Source organism: Streptomyces peucetius, from assembly GCF_025854275.1.
Classification (GTDB): domain Bacteria; phylum Actinomycetota; class Actinomycetes; order Streptomycetales; family Streptomycetaceae; genus Streptomyces; species Streptomyces peucetius_A.
Window position 1 is genome coordinate 7,365,762 of the sequence record NZ_CP107567.1, and the last position, 15,506, is coordinate 7,381,267.

Genomic DNA, 15,506 nt, shown 5'->3' on the forward strand with positions numbered 1-15,506 from the left:
CATCTCCGATCTGGTGGTAAGCGCTTTCTCGGACGCTGTGCGGATGGAGGGCGAAGGGGTGGGGCGGGGGTGGGTCTCAGCCCGCGTACGGGTCCGGGATGTCACCGGGCCTGGCCAGGAACGCGAAGTCGCATCCCGTGTCGGCCTGCGTGACCTGCTCGCTGTAGAGGGCTCCGTAGCCGCGCTCGTAACGGGCCGGCGGTGGCGTCCACTCGGACCTGCGCCGCTCCAGCTCCGCGTCGGACACCTCGAGACGCAGCGACCGCGCCCCGACGTCGAGCGTGATCAGATCCCCGGTGCGGACCAGGGCCAGCGGCCCGCCCACGTACGACTCGGGCGCGACGTGCAGCACGCACGTGCCGTAACTGGTGCCGCTCATCCGGGCGTCGGAGATCCGGACCATGTCCCGTACCCCCTGCTTGAGCAGGTGGTCGGGCAGCGGCAGCATCCCGTACTCCGGCATGCCGGGCCCGCCCTTCGGGCCCGCGTTCTGCAGGACCAGCACATGGTTCGCGGTGATACCGAGCGACGGGTCGTCGATGGTGCGCTGCATCGTCCGGTAGTCCGGGAACACCACGGCCGGTCCCGTGTGCTTCAGCAGCCCCGGGTCGGCGGCGATGTGCTTGATGACCGCTCCGCCCGGGCAGAGATTGCCCCGCAGGACCGCGACCCCGCCCTCGGCCGCGACCGGGTTGTCACGGGTGCGGATGACGTCGTCGTTGTGCACCCGCGCGCCCTCGAGCTGCTCGCGCAGCGTGGTATGGGCGACGGTCGGCCGGTCCAGGTGCAGCAGGTCGCGGATGCGGGACAGGAAGCCGGGCAGGCCGCCCGCGAAGTGGAAGTCCTCCATCAGATAAGGGCCGCCGCCGGGGCGGACGTTGGCGAGCACCGGCACCGTCCGGGCGATCCGGTCGAAGTCGTCCAGGTCGAGGCGCACCCCTGCGCGCCCCGCCATGGCGATCAGATGGATGACGGCGTTGGTGGAGCCGCCGAGACCGAGGACCGTGGTCACCGCGTCCTCGAACGCCTCCCTGGTCAGGATGTGCGACAGCCGCAGGTCTCGGCGCACCAGCTCCACGATCCGCATCCCCGAGGCCGCGGCCATCCGGTCGTGGCCGGAGTCCACCGCGGGAATCGACGAGGCGCCGGGGACGGTCACGCCGAGCGCCTCCGCGGCGGCGGTCAGCGTGGCGGCGGTGCCCATGGTCATGCAGGTGCCGGGGGAGCGGGCCAGCCCGGCCTCCAGCTCGCTCATCTCGCAGTCGCCGATGAGCCCGGCCCGCTTGTCGTCCCAGTACTTCCACATGTCCGTGCCGGAGCCCAGCACCTCGCCCCGCCAGTGGCCCGGCAGCATCGGGCCCGCCGGCACGAAGACCGCCGGCAGACCGGCACTGGCGGCACCCATCAGCAGCGCCGGTGTCGTCTTGTCGCAGCCGCCCAGCAGCACCGCGCCGTCCACCGGGTAGGAGCGCAGCAGCTCCTCCGTCTCCATCGCCAGCATGTTGCGGTAGAGCATGGGCGTCGGCTTCTGGAACGTCTCCGACAGGGTGGAGACGGGGAACTCCAGCGGGAAACCGCCCGCCTGCCACACCCCGCGCTTCACGGCCTGCGCGCGGTCGCGCAGATGCACATGGCACGGGTTGATGTCTGACCAGGTGTTGAGGACGGCGATCACCGGCTTGCCCAGGTGCTCCTCGGGCAGATAGCCGAGCTGGCGGGTACGGGCCCGGTGGGAGAACGAGCGCAGCCCGTCCGTCCCGTACCACTGGTGACTGCGCAACTGCTCGGGCCGCAGGGTCATACGGACCACCCGGCCACGAGCTCGGCGACCTCGGTACGGCGCCGGCCCGGCAGCAGGCTGCTCGGCGGGCGGACATCGCGGCGGCACAGGCCGAGCGAGGCCAGCGCCTCCTTGACCACCGTCACGTTGTCGGCGGACCGCTGGGCGGCGCGCATCTCCTCGAGCGGCCGGATCTGCTCCCAGATCTTCATGGCGGCCGGATGGTCACCGGTGCGCAGCGCGGCGAGCATCCCCAGCGAGACGGACGGCGACACATTGACCAGCCCCGAGGTGAACCCGGTGGCGCCGGCGGAGAAGTACGAGGGTGCGTACAGCTCCGCGAGGCCCGCGATCCACACGAAGCGCTCCATGCCGGCGTCCCGGGCGAAGGCGGCGAACCGCGCCGCGTCCGGAACCGCGTACTTCACTCCGATCACGTTGGGGCACAGCTCCCCGAGCTGCGCCATGCGCTCGCCCCGCAGATGCGGGTTGCGGACGTACGGCACGACCCCGAGTTCCGGAACGGCGTCCGCGATCGCCCGGTGGTAGTCCACCCAGCCGTCCTGCGACACATAGGGGTGCACGGGCTGATGCACCATCACCATCCGGGCGCCCGCGTCGCGCGCGTGCCGCGCGCCGGCGACCGCCGTCGGCAGGTCCAGGCCCACACCGGCGAGGACGACGGCCCGGCCGCCGGACTCCGCGACGGTCTCGACGGTCAGTTCGGTGACCGCGCGCCGCTCGCCGGGGCCGAGCGCGTAGTACTCGCCGGTGTTGCCGTTCGGGGTGAGCGTCCGCACGCCGCCGTCGAGCAGCCGGCGCACCAGTGTCCGGTACGCACCCGAGTCGACGGTGTCCTCCGCGGTGAAGGGGGTGACCGGGATGGCCACCACATCGGCGAGCGCCTCGCGCAGCAGGACGAAACCAGGATCGTCGCTCATGCCTCGTCCTCCTCGGCAGTCATCGGGAACGCCCGCTGCACGAACGAGTCGATGTGCTCGTGCAGCGCGCGGGCCGCGGCATCGGCGTCGCCCGCCAGGGCGAGCCGCAGGATCTCGCGGTGCTCGTCCGCCTCCCGCTGCCACGACGGGTCGGCCGCCCACGCCACCGTGGACACCAGGGCCGCCTGGTCACGGACCTCGTCGAGCATCCGCGCGAGCAGCGGGTTGCCGCAGGGCACGTACAGCGCCCGGTGGAACTCCCGGTTGGCCAGCGACCGTTCGGCCTGGTCGGCCGCTTCGTCGGCCCTGACCAGCGCGGTCTGCGCCTCCTTGAGCGAGGCGCGGCGGGTGATCGAGCGCCGCAGCGCCTCGGGCTCCAGCAGCAGCCGCACGTCGTACACCTCGCGGGCCATGTCCGCGTCGACCATGCGCACGGTGACGCCCTTGTACTGGCTCATCACCACGAGCCCGGAGCCGGCCAGCGTCTTGAGTGCCTCCCGCACCGGGGTCTTCGACACCCCGAACTGTGCGGCCAGTTCGGTCTCGACCAGCGCCTGGCCGGGGCTGAGGCCGCCGGTGAGGATGCCGTGCTTGATCGCCTCCAGGACGTACTGGGTCCGGGAGGGGATCGGAGTGGGAGCGAAGGTCATCAGCACTCTCAGATCTCGCGTATCGCGTCTCATATATGACGTACGAAGTGCAACGCGCCGAACGTAGATCCGCCAAGACGTGCCGTCAATGCTTCGAACAGAATTTCCTCGCCCGGCACGCGAAAGGGCCCGACCGGCACGGTCGGGCCCCCCGGAGGACTGCGGATACGGTCAGACGATGTTCTCCGCGATCTCCGCCTGCTCGCGCGCGTTCCCGTACGCGGACGGCGTGCTGTACGAGTGGCGCGCCACGAACCACCACACCGTGGCCAGGATCAGCACCGCCGCCAGCGCGATCGACGCGTAGTTCATCGAGTCGACGGTCACCGGATTCGACTGCGGCAGGCAGAACAGCACGGTCACGCACGCCACCCACACCACGGCGACCCAGCCGATCGGCCTGCTCCACCTGCCGAGCGACCACGGGCCGGGTTCGAAGCGGTTGCCGGCGCGCAGCCGCAGATAGACCGGGATCGCGTACGCCGGGGTGATACCGATGACGTTGATCGCGGTGACCGCTCCGTAGGCGGTCGCGGAGTACAGCGACGGCACGGCCAGCAGGCAGGCGAACGACACGGACAGCCACACCGCGGGGACGGGCGTCTGCGTGCGGCTGCTCACCTTGCGCCACAGACGGGAGCCGGGCAGGGCGTTGTCACGGCTGAAGGCGAACACCATACGGCTGGCCGCGGCCACCTCGGCGTTGCCGCAGAAGAGCTGGGCGACGATCACCACGAGCAGCAGCGCCGTGGCGGCGCCCGTGCCGAGGGCGTCGATGAAGATCTGGGCGGGCGGCACCCCGGTCGCGGTGTCCTGGGTCCCGGCGTAGTCCTGTATGGCGAAGGTCAGGCCGGCGAGCAGGGCGAACCCGGCGATCCAGGAGACCCAGATGGAGCGCACGATGCCCTTGGCGGCGGCGACGGACGCGTTGGACGTCTCCTCGGACAGATGGGCGGAGGCGTCGTAGCCGCTGAACGTGTACTGGGCCAGCAGCAGACCGATGGCGGCGACGTAGATCGGATTGTCCCAGCCGGTGTTGTTGACGAACTCGCCGAACACGAACTCGGGGGACTGGTGGTCCGACGGCACGATCGCCAGGGCTCCCACGATCAGCGCCACACCACCGAGGTGCCACCACACGCTGACGGAGTTGAGCAGGCTGACGAGCCGCACGCCGAACAGGTTGAGGGTCGCGTGCAGCAGCAGGATGCAGATGAAGATGATCATCGTGGAGCCCGGGGTGGGCTCGAATCCCCACTGCAGGTTCAGGAAGGCGCCGGTGAACAGGGCGCAGCCGTAGTCGATCCCGGCGATGGCACCCAGCAGACCGAGCAGATTGAGCCAGCCGGTGTACCAGCCCCACTTGCGGCCGCCGAGCCGGTCCGCCATGTAGTAGAGCGCACCGGAGGTCGGATAGGCGCTGGTCACCTCCGCCAGGGCCATGCCGACACAGAGGACGAAGAGGCCGACGCCCGCCCAGCCCCAGAGCATCACCGCCGGACCGCCGGTGCCGAGACCGAACCCGTACAGCGTCATGCAGCCGGACAGGATCGAGATCACCGAGAAGCTGATCGCGAAATTGCCGAAGCCGCCCATCCGCCGGGCGAGGACCGGCTGGTAGCCCAGCTCCCGCAGCCGCTCCTCCTCGTCCTTGGGCGGATCCTGGCCGGGATCCGACCACTTCGGCGGGGATATGGACATCGAGTACCTCCGGGGAAAAGGTGATGTGCTGGGCGGGGCAGGGGCAGGGACAGGGACAGGGGACAGAGGGGAGCGGCGAGTCAGGAGAGGGTGAGGGGGGAGGGCTCAGGCGGACGTGCCCGTCCCCGCGTCGCGCGCCGCCGCCAGACAGCGCGCACGCGCGCGCAGGAACAGCTCCTCCGCGAGCCCCGCGTCCCCGGGGCCGGGCGTGCGGTCCGTCCACGGCAGCGTCGTCCAGAACGGGCCGAGCGCCTCGAACACCCGGCCCGCCTCGGCAAATTGGTGCGAGCCCCACAACGCGTGCGCCAAGTGGCCCAGATCGAGCAGCGTGTGCGACTGCGGCGGGGCCGCGTCGAACCAGTCCCGCAGCGCCAGCCGCCCGTCGCGGGCCGCGTCGTCCGTGACCCAGTGCAGGTCCAGGGCCTTCTCGTGGCCCATCTCCCGGCGGTAGCGCTCGACCCGCACATACAGCGGCAGGGCCTTGACCGGCGACCCGAGGGGTGCGGAGGAGGACGCCCACTGGACGAAGTTCACGGCCTCGGACAGATGGCTGCCGGTTCGCCGCGCGTACAGGAACTGGAGCATCCGGTGGTACGCCTCGCGGTTGTGCGGGTCGCGCTTGTCCGCCTGCGCCAGCAGGCCCCACGGCCCGGGAAAGAGCATCGGGCCGGGCGGCGCCGTCCGGTGCTCCTCCAGCCGCTGCCCCTCGTCGAGCCGGGCCAGGGCCAGCAGGCACACCCATGGCACGGGATCCTCCGGCGACCGGTGTGCGGCCAGCCGGCACGCCTCCCACGCCTCGTGCCACAGCTCCTGGGTGCGCCGGTGGCCGTCCCGGTGGGCGCGTAACGCCCGCTCGACAACGATCCGGCAGTGCATCACGACCGCCGCGGAACTCTCGGGCTCCTCCGCCCGCCACGCCTGCACCGTGTCGGAGCCGGCCGCGACCGCCGCCAGCACCTGGGTGCGCCGCGTCCACAGATCCCAGTCCGTCGTCGCCGCCAGGAGGTCACGCATCGCCAGCCAGCGGCCGGTGCGCAAGTCCTGCAGGGCTGTGCCCAGTTCCTTGTCCCGGCCGGCCGGGTGGTAGACCGGGCGGAAGGTGTTCGGGGCCATCAGGGACGGACCCATCGGGGCCGCGAGGTCGGGCCGATTACCGGCCGCCCCGGGGGGCGCGGGGTGAGGCCGAGTCCGGGCCGTGCCGGGGGGCGTAACGTCGGGGGGAGGTCAGTCAGCACGGGCGGCGGGCCCCCGATTCCGACATGGGGCGGTCCGCCGCGCGCTGTGCCGCAAAGGGACACTCGGTTCGTGCGCTGGTCGTCATGGGGCCTCTTGGGGCAGTGGGGGCTGAGGCATGCGCCGACGGCGGTGATCGGCCGCGCCGGCAGAGGTCGGACGACGGGACACAGAGCCGCGCCGGCCCCCCGTTCCGCTTCGGTGCGCGGCCGATCTTACTCAAGCCCCGCCCCACGGCAAGGAGTTCGGGACAACGCTGTCACGCGGACGGATTTCCGGGCCTTGACGGCGGTGCCCGCCTGCCCCACGCTTTCGTCAGCGATCAAGGTTCCTACTACCCGGAGAGCGGGGTGGCCGATGACGGGCCCGGTGCTTGCCGTCGACCAGGGCACGTCCGGCACCAAGGCCCTCGTGGTCTGCCCCGAACGCGGAGTGATCGGCAGCGGTTCCGCGCCCGTCTCGCCCCGCTACGGCCCCGGCGGACGCGTCGAGGTGGACCCGGCGCAGCTGCTCACTTCCGTCGTCGACGCGGGGCGCCGCGCGCTCGCGGACGCCGGTGAGCCCGCGTCGGCCGTCGGCCTCGCCAACCAGGGCGAGACCGTCCTCGCCTGGGATCCGTCGACCGGCGAGCCGCTCACCGACGCGATCGTCTGGCAGGACCGCCGAGCAGAGCAGCTGTGCGGCGAACTCGCACCGCACGCGGAGGAGTTACGGCAACTCACCGGGCTCCCCCTGGACCCGTACTTCGCCGCGCCGAAGATGGCGTGGATCCGCCGCGAGCTCACCCGCGACGGCGTCGTCACCACCAGCGACTCATGGCTCGTGCACCGGCTCACCGGCGCGTTCGTCACCGACGCGGCCACCGCCGGACGCACCCAGCTCCTCGACCTCGACCGCGTCGCCTGGTCGCGGCGGGCCCTCGACATCTTCGGTCTGGCCGGGGAACGGCTGCCGGACGTCGTCGACGCCGCCGGTCCCGTCGGCGTCACCACCGCCTTCGGCGCCGGGACTCCGCTCACGGGCCTCCTCGTCGACCAGCAGGCCGCGCTTCTCGCCCAGAGCGTCACCGAACCCGGCGCCGCCAAGTGCACGTACGGCACCGGCGCGTTCCTGCTCGCCCAGACCGGCCACCGGCCCCTCCGCTCCACCACCGGGCTGGTCGGCTGCGTCGCATGGCGGCTCGACGGCCGCACCAGCTACTGCCTGGACGGCCAGGTGTACACCGCCGCCTCCGCCGTGCGCTGGCTCGCCGACCTGGGGATCGTCTCCGGCGCCGCGGACCTCGACGCCGTGGGCCGGGCGGTGCCCGACAGCGGTGGCGTCACGTTCGTACCGGCGCTCGCCGGGCTCGCGGCGCCCTGGTGGCGCGGCGACGTCCGCGGCAGTGTGACCGGTCTCGGTCTGGACACCGGCCCCGGCCACCTCGTCCGCGCGCTGTGCGAAGGGATCGCCGCACAGGTCGTCTCCCTCACCGACGCCGTCGCCACCGACCTCAGAACCCCGCTGACGGCACTGCGCGTCGACGGCGGTCTCACCCGCTCCGCCCTGCTCATGCAGACGCAGGCCGACCTCCTCCAGCTCCCCGTCGAGGTCTCCGCACTGCCGGACGCCACCGCCCTCGGCGCCGCGGCCGTCGCACGGCTCGGCATCGACCCGGACCTCGCACCGGAACAGGCCCTCCCCGCCTGGCGGCCGTCCGCCGTCTACGAGCCCCGCATCAGCGCCGACCGGGCGGCCGAACGGCTCGCGGCGTTCCGCGCCGAGGTCGCGGCGCTGCTGGACCGCACACCGGCGCCCGCCGCCGGACCCGGAGCGTCATGACCGTCACGACCGACGGCACACTGGCCGACCAGTTGTACGACGTCACCGTCGTGGGCGCCGGTGTCGTCGGCACCGCCATCGCCCGCGAACTCGCCCGGCACCGACTGCGTATCGCGCTCATCGACGCGGGTGACGACGTCGGTGACGGCACCTCCAAGGCCAACACGGCCATCCTGCACACCGGTTTCGACGCCGTGCCCGGCTCACTGGAGTCCCGGCTCGTACGCGAGGGCGGGCGCCGCCTCGCCGCGTACGCGCAGCAGAGCGGCATCCCCCTCGAACCGGTCGGCGCCCTGCTCGTCGCCTGGGACGCCGACCAGCTCGCCGCGCTCCCCGCTCTCGCCGCCAAGGCCGCCCGAAACGGCCGCCACGGCACGCGCATCCTGGACGCCGCCGAACTCGCCCGGCGCGAACCGCATCTCGGCCCCGGCGCGCTCGGCGCACTGGAGGTCCCCGACGAGTCGATCATCTGCCCCTGGACCACGACACTCGCCTACGCCACCCAGGCCGTCCGCGCCGGCGTCGCCCTGCACCTGCGCTGCCGGGTGCAGTCCGTCACGAGTGGCAGCCACCACGAACTCGCCACCACGCGCGGCTTCTTGCGCACCCGCTACCTCGTCAACGCGGCCGGACTGCACGCCGACGAGCTGGACCGGCAGCTGGGCCACGACGACTTCACGGTCACCCCCAGACGCGGCCAGCTGATCGTCTACGACAAGCTGGCCCGCCCCCTCGTCCGCCACATCCTGCTCCCCGTCCCCACCGCGCTCGGCAAGGGCGTCCTCGTCGCACCGACCGTGTACGGGAACGTGATCCTCGGCCCGACCGCCGAGGACCTCGACGACAAGCGGGCCACCGGGTCGACCGAGGAAGGCCTGCGCAGCCTGCGCGACAAGGGCCGGCGGATCCTGCCCGCACTGGTCGAAGAAGAGGTCACGGCCGTCTACGCAGGTCTGCGCGCCGCCACCGGGCAGGACGACTACCGCGTCCGGGCCCACACCCGCCGGCGGTACGTCACCGTCGCGGGCATCCGCTCCACCGGCCTGACGGCCTCCATGGCGATCGCCGCCCACGTCACCGGCCTGCTCGGCGACGCGGGACTTGCCCTGGGCACGGCCCGCGACCTGGAGCCGGTGCGCATGCCCGGCATCGGCGAAGCGGGCCCGCGCCCGTACCAGCGGGCCGACCTCATCGCCGCCGACCCCGCGTACGGCACGATCGTCTGCCACTGCGAACGCGTCACCCGTGGCGAGATCCGCGACGCGCTGAACAGCACGGTCCCGCCCCGGTCGCTCGACGGGCTGCGGCGCCGGACCCGCGCCCGCGGCGGCCGCTGCCAGGGCTTCTACTGCGGACCCGCGGTCCGGGCGCTGTTCGAGGAGGGCTGCGGATGAGCCGGACGCTGTCACAGGAGGGCCGCGGATGAACCGCACGGAACGCGCCGTGGACGTCCTCGTCGTCGGTGCCGGCCCGGCCGGGCTCGCCGCCGCCGCCCAGCTGGCCGCCGCCGGTGCCGGCCGGGTGGAGGTCCTGGAGCGCGAACAGCGGCCCGGGGGCATTCCACGCCACAGCCACCACCGCGCGTTCGGACCGCGCCACCGGCCCGTCGACGGCCCCCGGTACGCCGGGCACCTCGTCGACGCGGCCGTCCGCGCCGGAGCCGCGGTGCGCACCGGCGTCACCGCCACCCACTGGGCCGGCCCCCGCACGCTGGACACGACCGGCCCGGACGGCCTCGAACGCGTCACCGCCCGAGCCGTCGTCCTGGCCACCGGCGCCCGCGAACGGCCGCGCAGCGCCCGTCTGGTGCCCGGCACCCGGCCCGCCGGCGTCCTGACCACCGGCGAACTCCAGCAGACCGTCCACCTGTACGGCGGACGGACCGGCCGCCGCGCGGTCGTCGTCGGCTCGGAAGCCGTCGCACTCCACGCCGTAAGCACCCTGCGCGCCGACGGCGCCCACGTCGTCGCCCTCGTCACCGAAGAGCCCGCCGCACCCGTCAGGTCACCCCGGCACCGGGTACCTGTGATCACCGGGACAGCCGTCGCGGAGCTGACCGGCCGGGGCAGACTGACAGGCGTCCGCCTGCGGGGTCCCGACGGCAGCAGCACGCTCCTCGACTGCGACACGGTCGTCTTCACCGGCGACTGGATCCCCGATCACGAGCTGGCCCGGCTCGGCGGCGCGGTCCTCGACGCCGGCACGCGCGGACCGGCCGTCGACTCGGCCTTCCGCACCTCCCTCCCCGGCGTCTTCGCCGTCGGCAACCTGCTCCACGGCGTCGAGCCGGCGGCGATCGCCGCGGCCGAGGGACACCGCGCCGCCGCTCACGTCCTGCTCCATCTGGCCGGGGCGCAGCACTGGCCGCACGGCTCTGTGCCCCTGGAGGCCGAGCGCCCCCTGCTCTGGATCGCGCCGAACCTCCTCGCACCCCACGGCCCGCCGCCCCTGGAGGAGCGCTTCACCCTCCGTGCCGCACAACGCCTCGCCCGGCCCGTCCTCCTCGTCAGCCAGGACGGCCGCGAGCTGGACCGGCAGCAGTTGCCACGCACCGCCCTGCCCGGTCGGGCCGTCCATCTGCGCGCCGGCTGGACCACCCTGGCGGATCCGGACGGCGGCCCGGTCCGCGTCACCGTCGTGTCCGATTTCCGCCAGCCCGGTACCGGGGCGGCTCGCATACTGGCCGTATGACCACCGAGGCACCCACGGCCCAGGACAGCCGTTACGAGGCCGTGAGCAGCCGGGACGCACGGTTCGACGGCGTCTTCTTCTTCGCCGTCTCCACGACCGGGATCTACTGCCGGCCCAGCTGCCCCGCCATCACACCCAAGCGCAGGAACGTCTCCTTCTACCGCACCGCCGCGGCGGCCCAGGCCGCCGGCTTCCGAGCCTGCCGCCGCTGTCGCCCCGACGCGGTCCCCGGCTCCGCGGAGTGGAACGTCCGCGCGGACGTCGTCGGCCGCGCCATGCGGCTGATCGGCGACGGGATCGTCGACCGGGAAGGCGTCGCCGGACTCGCCACCCGCCTCGGCTACAGCGCCCGCCAGGTGCAGCGTCAGCTCAACGCCGAACTCGGTGCGGGACCCGTCGCCCTGGCCCGCGCCCAGCGCGGCCACACCGCACGCGTACTGCTGCAGACGACGACCCTCCAGGCCGCCGAGATCGCCTTCGCGGCCGGGTTCGCGAGCGTACGGCAGTTCAACGACACGATCCGCGAGATCTACGCCGCCACCCCCACGGAACTGCGCGCCGTCCGGCCCGGCCGCATCTCGCCGGTCGACGGCGGCTCCGGGATCCCGCTGCGGCTCGCCCACCGGGGCCCGTACGCGGCCGACCGGATGTTCGACCATCTCGCCGCCCACGCCGTGCCCGGCATCGAGGAGGTCACCGGCGCACGCGGCACCCGCACCTACCGCCGGACCCTGCGGCTGCCCGGCGGCGCGGGCATCGCCGAGGTCGGCGAACGCCCGGGCACCGGCGGCTGGCTCGAGTGCCGGCTGCACCTGACGAACCTGCGCGACCTGACCTCGGCCACCCAGCGGATGCGCCGCCTCCTCGACCTGGACGCCGACCCCTGCGCGGTCGCGGATCGCCTCGGTGCCGACCCGGCCCTCGCCCCGCTCGTGGCGGCCCGCCCGGGACTGCGTGTCCCCGGTGCCGCGGACGCGCACGAGTCAGCCGTCCGCACTCTGGTCGGGCAGCGGGCCGCCGGCGAACTCGTCGCCGCGCACGGGGAGAGGCTCGACGCCCCGAGCGGGGGGCTCACCCACCTGTTCCCCCGCGCCGAGGACCTCACCGGCAGCGGCCCGCCCGCGCTGCGCGCCCTGGCCGAGGCGCTCGCCGGCGGCGATCTCGTCCTCGGCCCCGGCGCCGACCGCGAGCAGGCGGAGCACCGGCTGCTGCGGCTGACCGGCATCGACGCCCGCACCGCCGCCGCCGTCCGACTGCACGCGCTCGGCGACCCCGACGTCCTGCTGCCCGGCGACCCGGCGCTGCCGCCCGCGGCGGACACCGAGCGGTGGCGGCCGTGGAGGTCGTACGCGATGCACCATCTGTGGGCCGCCGCCGCTGCCCCCGGGTCACTGAAGAGCTCCGGCAGGACCGGGCGGGCGGGCACGGCGGGACGGACGGGCGTTCCACGGCGGACCAGGCCGGCCACGGCGGCGGCTCACCCGTACGGCTGAGCAACGCAGCGGCCACGGGGCCCGGCGGACCCAGAGTGGATGGCATCGCCCACCGTCACCGCACCGGGAGAACCGATGACCCCCCTCAACCGACGTGACCTCGGCCTGCTCGTCCTGCGCATGGGGACGGGCGCCGTCCTCATGGCCCACGGCACCCAGAAGCTGTTCGGCTGGTTCGGCGGCGGCGGTCTGGAGGGGACCGCCAAGGGCATGGAGTCCATGGGCTTCCACCCGCCCAGGCACAGCGCGATCGCCGCGGGCGTCGCCGAGACCGGCGGCGGCCTGCTGCTCGCCATGGGTCTCGCCACACCGGCGGCCGGCGCGGCGGTCACCGGGAACATGGCGGGCGCGGTGTCCGTGCACGCACCGGCCGGCTTCTTCGCCCAGTCCGGCGGCTTCGAGTACCCCGCGTTCCTCGGGTTCACGGCGGCGACCGTCGGCGTCATGGGCCCCGGCCGCTACTCCCTCGACCACGCCACCGGCCACCGCTTCGACCAGCCGTGGGTCCTGGCGTCCGCCTTCGCGGCCAGCGCCCTGGTGGCGGCCGCCGTCGTCGGCAAACGGGTCAAGGGCCAGATCGGGGCGGACGTCGACGACACGATGCAGGACCAGGGAGCCGACACCCTCGAGGACTGACCGGCGCGGAGCCGATCCGCGCCGATCGACTCGACCGCGTCGCGGGCCTGGTGCCGAAGCGTTGAACAGTGGTTCACTTCTTGCATGGCCTATCGCAAGACAGCCGCCGTGCAAAGCCGCCTGGACGCCGCCCGTGAGCATCTCGTGGAGCAGGCCACGTCCGTCGTCGCCGAGGTCGGCTGGGCGAACGCCTCGGTCACGGCGGTGGCCGCCGCCGCGGGCATGTCGGTCGGTTCCGTCTACCAGCACTTCCCGTCCAAGGGGGCACTCGCCGTCGAGGTCTTCCGCCGTGCCTCCGGCCGCGAGGTCGAGGTGCTCGGCGACGTGCTCAGGGAAGGCAGCGGCGGCCCGGTCGAACGGCTCGCGCTCGGCGTGGGCGTCTTCGCCCGCCGCGCCATGGAGCGCCGCGGCCTCGCCCACGCCCTGCTCGCCGCGCCCGCGGAACCGGCGGTCGGCCAGGAGCGGCTGGAGTTCCGGCGCCGCTACCGCGACGTCTTCGCCGAGGTGATCCGCGAGGGCGTCGCGGCCGGGCACCTGCCCCGCCAGGACCCCGACGTCACCGCCGCCGCGCTGACCGGCGCCATCGGCGAGGTGCTGGTGGACCCGCTGTCCGCCCCCGTGGCGGGCGACGCGGCCGACGACCTGGTCACCGAGCTGGTGGCGATGTCCCTGCGCTGTGCGGGCGCCACGCCCGCCCGGCCGACCACCCCGACGACCCCTGAGGACCTGTGATGACCGCGCACCCCGCCGTATCCACGCCGCCCGCCGTGGCCGCGCCCGCATCGTCCGGTTCCCCCGGCACGTCCGCCGCCGCGCCCGTCACCACGTCCGCCGGTGCCGCCCCGCGCAGCAACCCCGCCGCCCGTACCCACGAGGTGACCAACCAGGCGCCACCGCTCGTCGGTCACGACGTCGCGGACGACGCCGTGCTGCTCGAAGGCATGGAACGCGAGGGCGCCGGGTGGTACGTGGAGGACCTGCACCGCGTCGGCAGGCTGGCCGGCTCCGAGGAGGTCCAGCGCTGGGCCGAGGAGGCCAACCGCTGCGAACCGCTGCTGCGCACGCACGACCGTTACGGAAACCGGATCGACGAGGTGGAGTTCCACCCCTCGTACCACTCGCTCATGGACGTGGCGATCCGCGAGGGACTCGGCGGCGCGCCGTGGGCCGACGACCGGCCCGGCGCCCATGTCGCGCGTGCCGCGGGCTTCATGGTGTGGAGCTCGGCCGAACAGGGCCACGCCTGCCCGGTGTCCATGACGTACGCCGCCGTTCCCGCCCTGCGCTCCGCGCCCGGACTGGCCGCGGTCTACGAGCCGTTGCTGACCAGCCGGACGTACGACCCGGGCCTGCGCGCGCCCGGCCGTAAGCGCGGGCTGCTCGCCGGGATGGGCATGACGGAGAAGCAGGGCGGCACCGATGTGCGCGCCAACACCACCGTCGCCGTCGAGCAGCCGGACGGCACCTGGCGGCTGCGCGGCCACAAGTGGTTCACCAGCGCGCCCATGAACGACCTGTTCCTCGTGCTCGCACAGGCGCCCGGCGGCCTGTCCTGCTTCCTGGTGCCGCGGGTCCTTCCCGACGGCAGCCGCAACACCTTCCGTATCCAGCGCCTCAAGGACAAACTGGGGAACCGGAGCAACGCCAGCAGCGAGCCCGAGTTCGACGACACCGTCGCCTGGCTGGTCGGGCCCGAGGGCCAGGGTGTGCGCACGATCATCGACATGGTCACGATGACCCGCCTCGACTGCGTCCTCGGTTCCGCCTCCGGCATCCGCACCGCGCTGACGCAGGCCGTCCACCATGTCCGCCACCGTTCCGTGTTCGGTGCCAAGCTGATCGACCAGCCGCTGATGCGCAACGTCGTCGCCGACCTGAGCGTCGAGTCCGAGGCGGCGACCACGCTCGCGCTCCGTGTCGCGGGAGCGGCGGACCGCGCACAGCGCGGCGACATGCAGGAACGGGCCTTCCTCCGCCTCGCCACCGCGGTCGGCAAGTACTGGGTGTGCAAGCGGCAGCCGGCGGCGGTCGCCGAGGCGCTCGAGTGCCTCGGCGGCAACGGCTACGACGAAGCGTCCGGCATGCCCCGGCTCTACCGGGAGGCGCCGCTGAACGGCATCTGGGAAGGCTCCGGCAATGTCAACGCGCTCGACGTGCTGCGCGCGTTGAGCAAGGAACCCGACTCGCTCGAGGCGTACGGCGCCGAGATCGAGGCGGCGGTGGGCGCGGACGCCCGACTGGACGCGGCGTGGCGGCAGTTGCGTGCCGAGCTGGTACCTTCCGACGACGCGGCACTGGGCGCCCGCCGCCTGGTCGAGCGCATGGCGCTGGTGCTCCAGGGCTCACTGCTGGTCCGGCACGCGCCGACCGCCGTGGCAGACGCGTTCTGCGCGTCGCGGCTCGCCGGGGACCGCGGTCTGGCCTTCGGCACACTGCCCACCGGTCTCGACCTCGCCGCGCTGATCGCCCGCGTGCCGGCCGCGGCGGGCTGAGGCTTCGACGCCGACGCCGACGCCGACGCCGACGCCGACGCCGCGGTGGCGGCAGCGGCCGACGGCGC

Annotated in this window: 12 protein-coding genes; 7 read left to right on the top strand and 5 right to left on the bottom strand. The window is 73.6% G+C overall.

Annotated features, from left to right (window positions below):
• Positions 1–76: 76 nt before the first annotated feature.
• From araD to OGH68_RS33245, 5 genes are all read right to left on the bottom strand, one after another.
• The gene (gene araD / locus OGH68_RS33225; RefSeq protein WP_264249141.1) at positions 77–1,801 is read right to left on the bottom strand and encodes an L-arabinonate dehydratase; all 1,725 of its coding nucleotides are present in this window, start codon (positions 1,799–1,801) and stop codon (positions 77–79) included.
• Positions 1,798–2,721 (bottom strand): dihydrodipicolinate synthase family protein, encoded by a 924-nt coding sequence (locus OGH68_RS33230; protein ID WP_264249142.1) that lies wholly within the window; start codon positions 2,719–2,721, stop codon positions 1,798–1,800. Before OGH68_RS33230 ends, araD begins: the two co-directional genes overlap by 4 nt.
• The gene (locus tag OGH68_RS33235) at positions 2,718–3,371 is read right to left on the bottom strand and encodes a GntR family transcriptional regulator (protein WP_264249143.1); all 654 of its coding nucleotides are present in this window, start codon (positions 3,369–3,371) and stop codon (positions 2,718–2,720) included. The genes OGH68_RS33230 and OGH68_RS33235 overlap by 4 nt, the downstream gene beginning before the upstream one ends.
• A gap of 171 nt (positions 3,372–3,542) precedes the next feature.
• Positions 3,543–5,072 (bottom strand): amino acid permease, encoded by a 1,530-nt coding sequence (locus OGH68_RS33240; protein WP_264249145.1) that lies wholly within the window; start codon positions 5,070–5,072, stop codon positions 3,543–3,545.
• 105 nt (positions 5,073–5,177) lie between these two features.
• The gene (locus tag OGH68_RS33245) at positions 5,178–6,185 is read right to left on the bottom strand and encodes a hypothetical protein (protein WP_264249146.1); all 1,008 of its coding nucleotides are present in this window, start codon (positions 6,183–6,185) and stop codon (positions 5,178–5,180) included.
• 477 nt (positions 6,186–6,662) lie between these two features.
• Here OGH68_RS33245 and OGH68_RS33250 point away from each other — a divergent pair, with 477 nt between their 5' ends.
• The 7 genes from OGH68_RS33250 (at position 6,663) to OGH68_RS33280 (ending at position 15,438) form a co-directional block, all read left to right on the top strand.
• On the top strand, positions 6,663–8,126 hold the full coding sequence (locus OGH68_RS33250; protein ID WP_264249147.1) for an FGGY family carbohydrate kinase: 1,464 nt from the start codon (positions 6,663–6,665) through the stop codon (positions 8,124–8,126).
• Complete coding sequence (locus OGH68_RS33255; protein ID WP_264249148.1) at positions 8,123–9,520, top strand: FAD-dependent oxidoreductase; 1,398 nt, start codon at positions 8,123–8,125, stop codon at positions 9,518–9,520. Before OGH68_RS33250 ends, OGH68_RS33255 begins: the two co-directional genes overlap by 4 nt.
• Before the next feature lie 28 nt (positions 9,521–9,548).
• Positions 9,549–10,817 carry an NAD(P)/FAD-dependent oxidoreductase gene (locus OGH68_RS33260; RefSeq protein WP_264249150.1) on the top strand — a complete coding sequence of 423 codons (1,269 nt, stop codon included), beginning with the start codon at positions 9,549–9,551 and terminating at the stop codon, positions 10,815–10,817.
• Entirely contained in the window at positions 10,814–12,310 is a 1,497-nt protein-coding gene (locus tag OGH68_RS33265) for a bifunctional transcriptional activator/DNA repair enzyme AdaA (protein ID WP_264249151.1), read from the top strand. The genes OGH68_RS33260 and OGH68_RS33265 overlap by 4 nt, the downstream gene beginning before the upstream one ends.
• A gap of 75 nt (positions 12,311–12,385) precedes the next feature.
• On the top strand, positions 12,386–12,946 hold the full coding sequence (locus OGH68_RS33270; RefSeq protein WP_264249152.1) for a DoxX family protein: 561 nt from the start codon (positions 12,386–12,388) through the stop codon (positions 12,944–12,946).
• 84 nt (positions 12,947–13,030) lie between these two features.
• Positions 13,031–13,678 (top strand): TetR/AcrR family transcriptional regulator, encoded by a 648-nt coding sequence (locus OGH68_RS33275; RefSeq protein WP_264249153.1) that lies wholly within the window; start codon positions 13,031–13,033, stop codon positions 13,676–13,678.
• The gene (locus tag OGH68_RS33280) at positions 13,678–15,438 is read left to right on the top strand and encodes an acyl-CoA dehydrogenase family protein (protein WP_264249154.1); all 1,761 of its coding nucleotides are present in this window, start codon (positions 13,678–13,680) and stop codon (positions 15,436–15,438) included. The genes OGH68_RS33275 and OGH68_RS33280 overlap by 1 nt, the downstream gene beginning before the upstream one ends.
• Positions 15,439–15,506 lie beyond the last annotated feature (68 nt).

Excerpts from the sequence above, each read along its gene's own strand:
- OGH68_RS33270 (WP_264249152.1), top strand. The coding sequence starts at position 12,386 with ATGACCCCCCTCAACCGACGTGACCTCGGCCTGCTCGTCCTGCGCATG.
- OGH68_RS33250 (WP_264249147.1), top strand. The coding sequence starts at position 6,663 with ATGACGGGCCCGGTGCTTGCCGTCGACCAGGGCACGTCCGGCACCAAG.
- OGH68_RS33230 (WP_264249142.1), bottom strand. The coding sequence starts at position 2,721 with ATGAGCGACGATCCTGGTTTCGTCCTGCTGCGCGAGGCGCTCGCCGAT.
- OGH68_RS33235 (WP_264249143.1), bottom strand. The coding sequence starts at position 3,371 with ATGACCTTCGCTCCCACTCCGATCCCCTCCCGGACCCAGTACGTCCTG.
- OGH68_RS33265 (WP_264249151.1), top strand. The coding sequence starts at position 10,814 with ATGACCACCGAGGCACCCACGGCCCAGGACAGCCGTTACGAGGCCGTG.
- araD (WP_264249141.1), bottom strand. The coding sequence starts at position 1,801 with ATGACCCTGCGGCCCGAGCAGTTGCGCAGTCACCAGTGGTACGGGACG.
- OGH68_RS33260 (WP_264249150.1), top strand. The coding sequence starts at position 9,549 with ATGAACCGCACGGAACGCGCCGTGGACGTCCTCGTCGTCGGTGCCGGC.
- OGH68_RS33275 (WP_264249153.1), top strand. The coding sequence starts at position 13,031 with ATGGCCTATCGCAAGACAGCCGCCGTGCAAAGCCGCCTGGACGCCGCC.
- OGH68_RS33280 (WP_264249154.1), top strand. The coding sequence starts at position 13,678 with ATGACCGCGCACCCCGCCGTATCCACGCCGCCCGCCGTGGCCGCGCCC.
- OGH68_RS33240 (WP_264249145.1), bottom strand. The coding sequence starts at position 5,072 with ATGTCCATATCCCCGCCGAAGTGGTCGGATCCCGGCCAGGATCCGCCC.
- OGH68_RS33255 (WP_264249148.1), top strand. The coding sequence starts at position 8,123 with ATGACCGTCACGACCGACGGCACACTGGCCGACCAGTTGTACGACGTC.
- OGH68_RS33245 (WP_264249146.1), bottom strand. The coding sequence starts at position 6,185 with ATGGCCCCGAACACCTTCCGCCCGGTCTACCACCCGGCCGGCCGGGAC.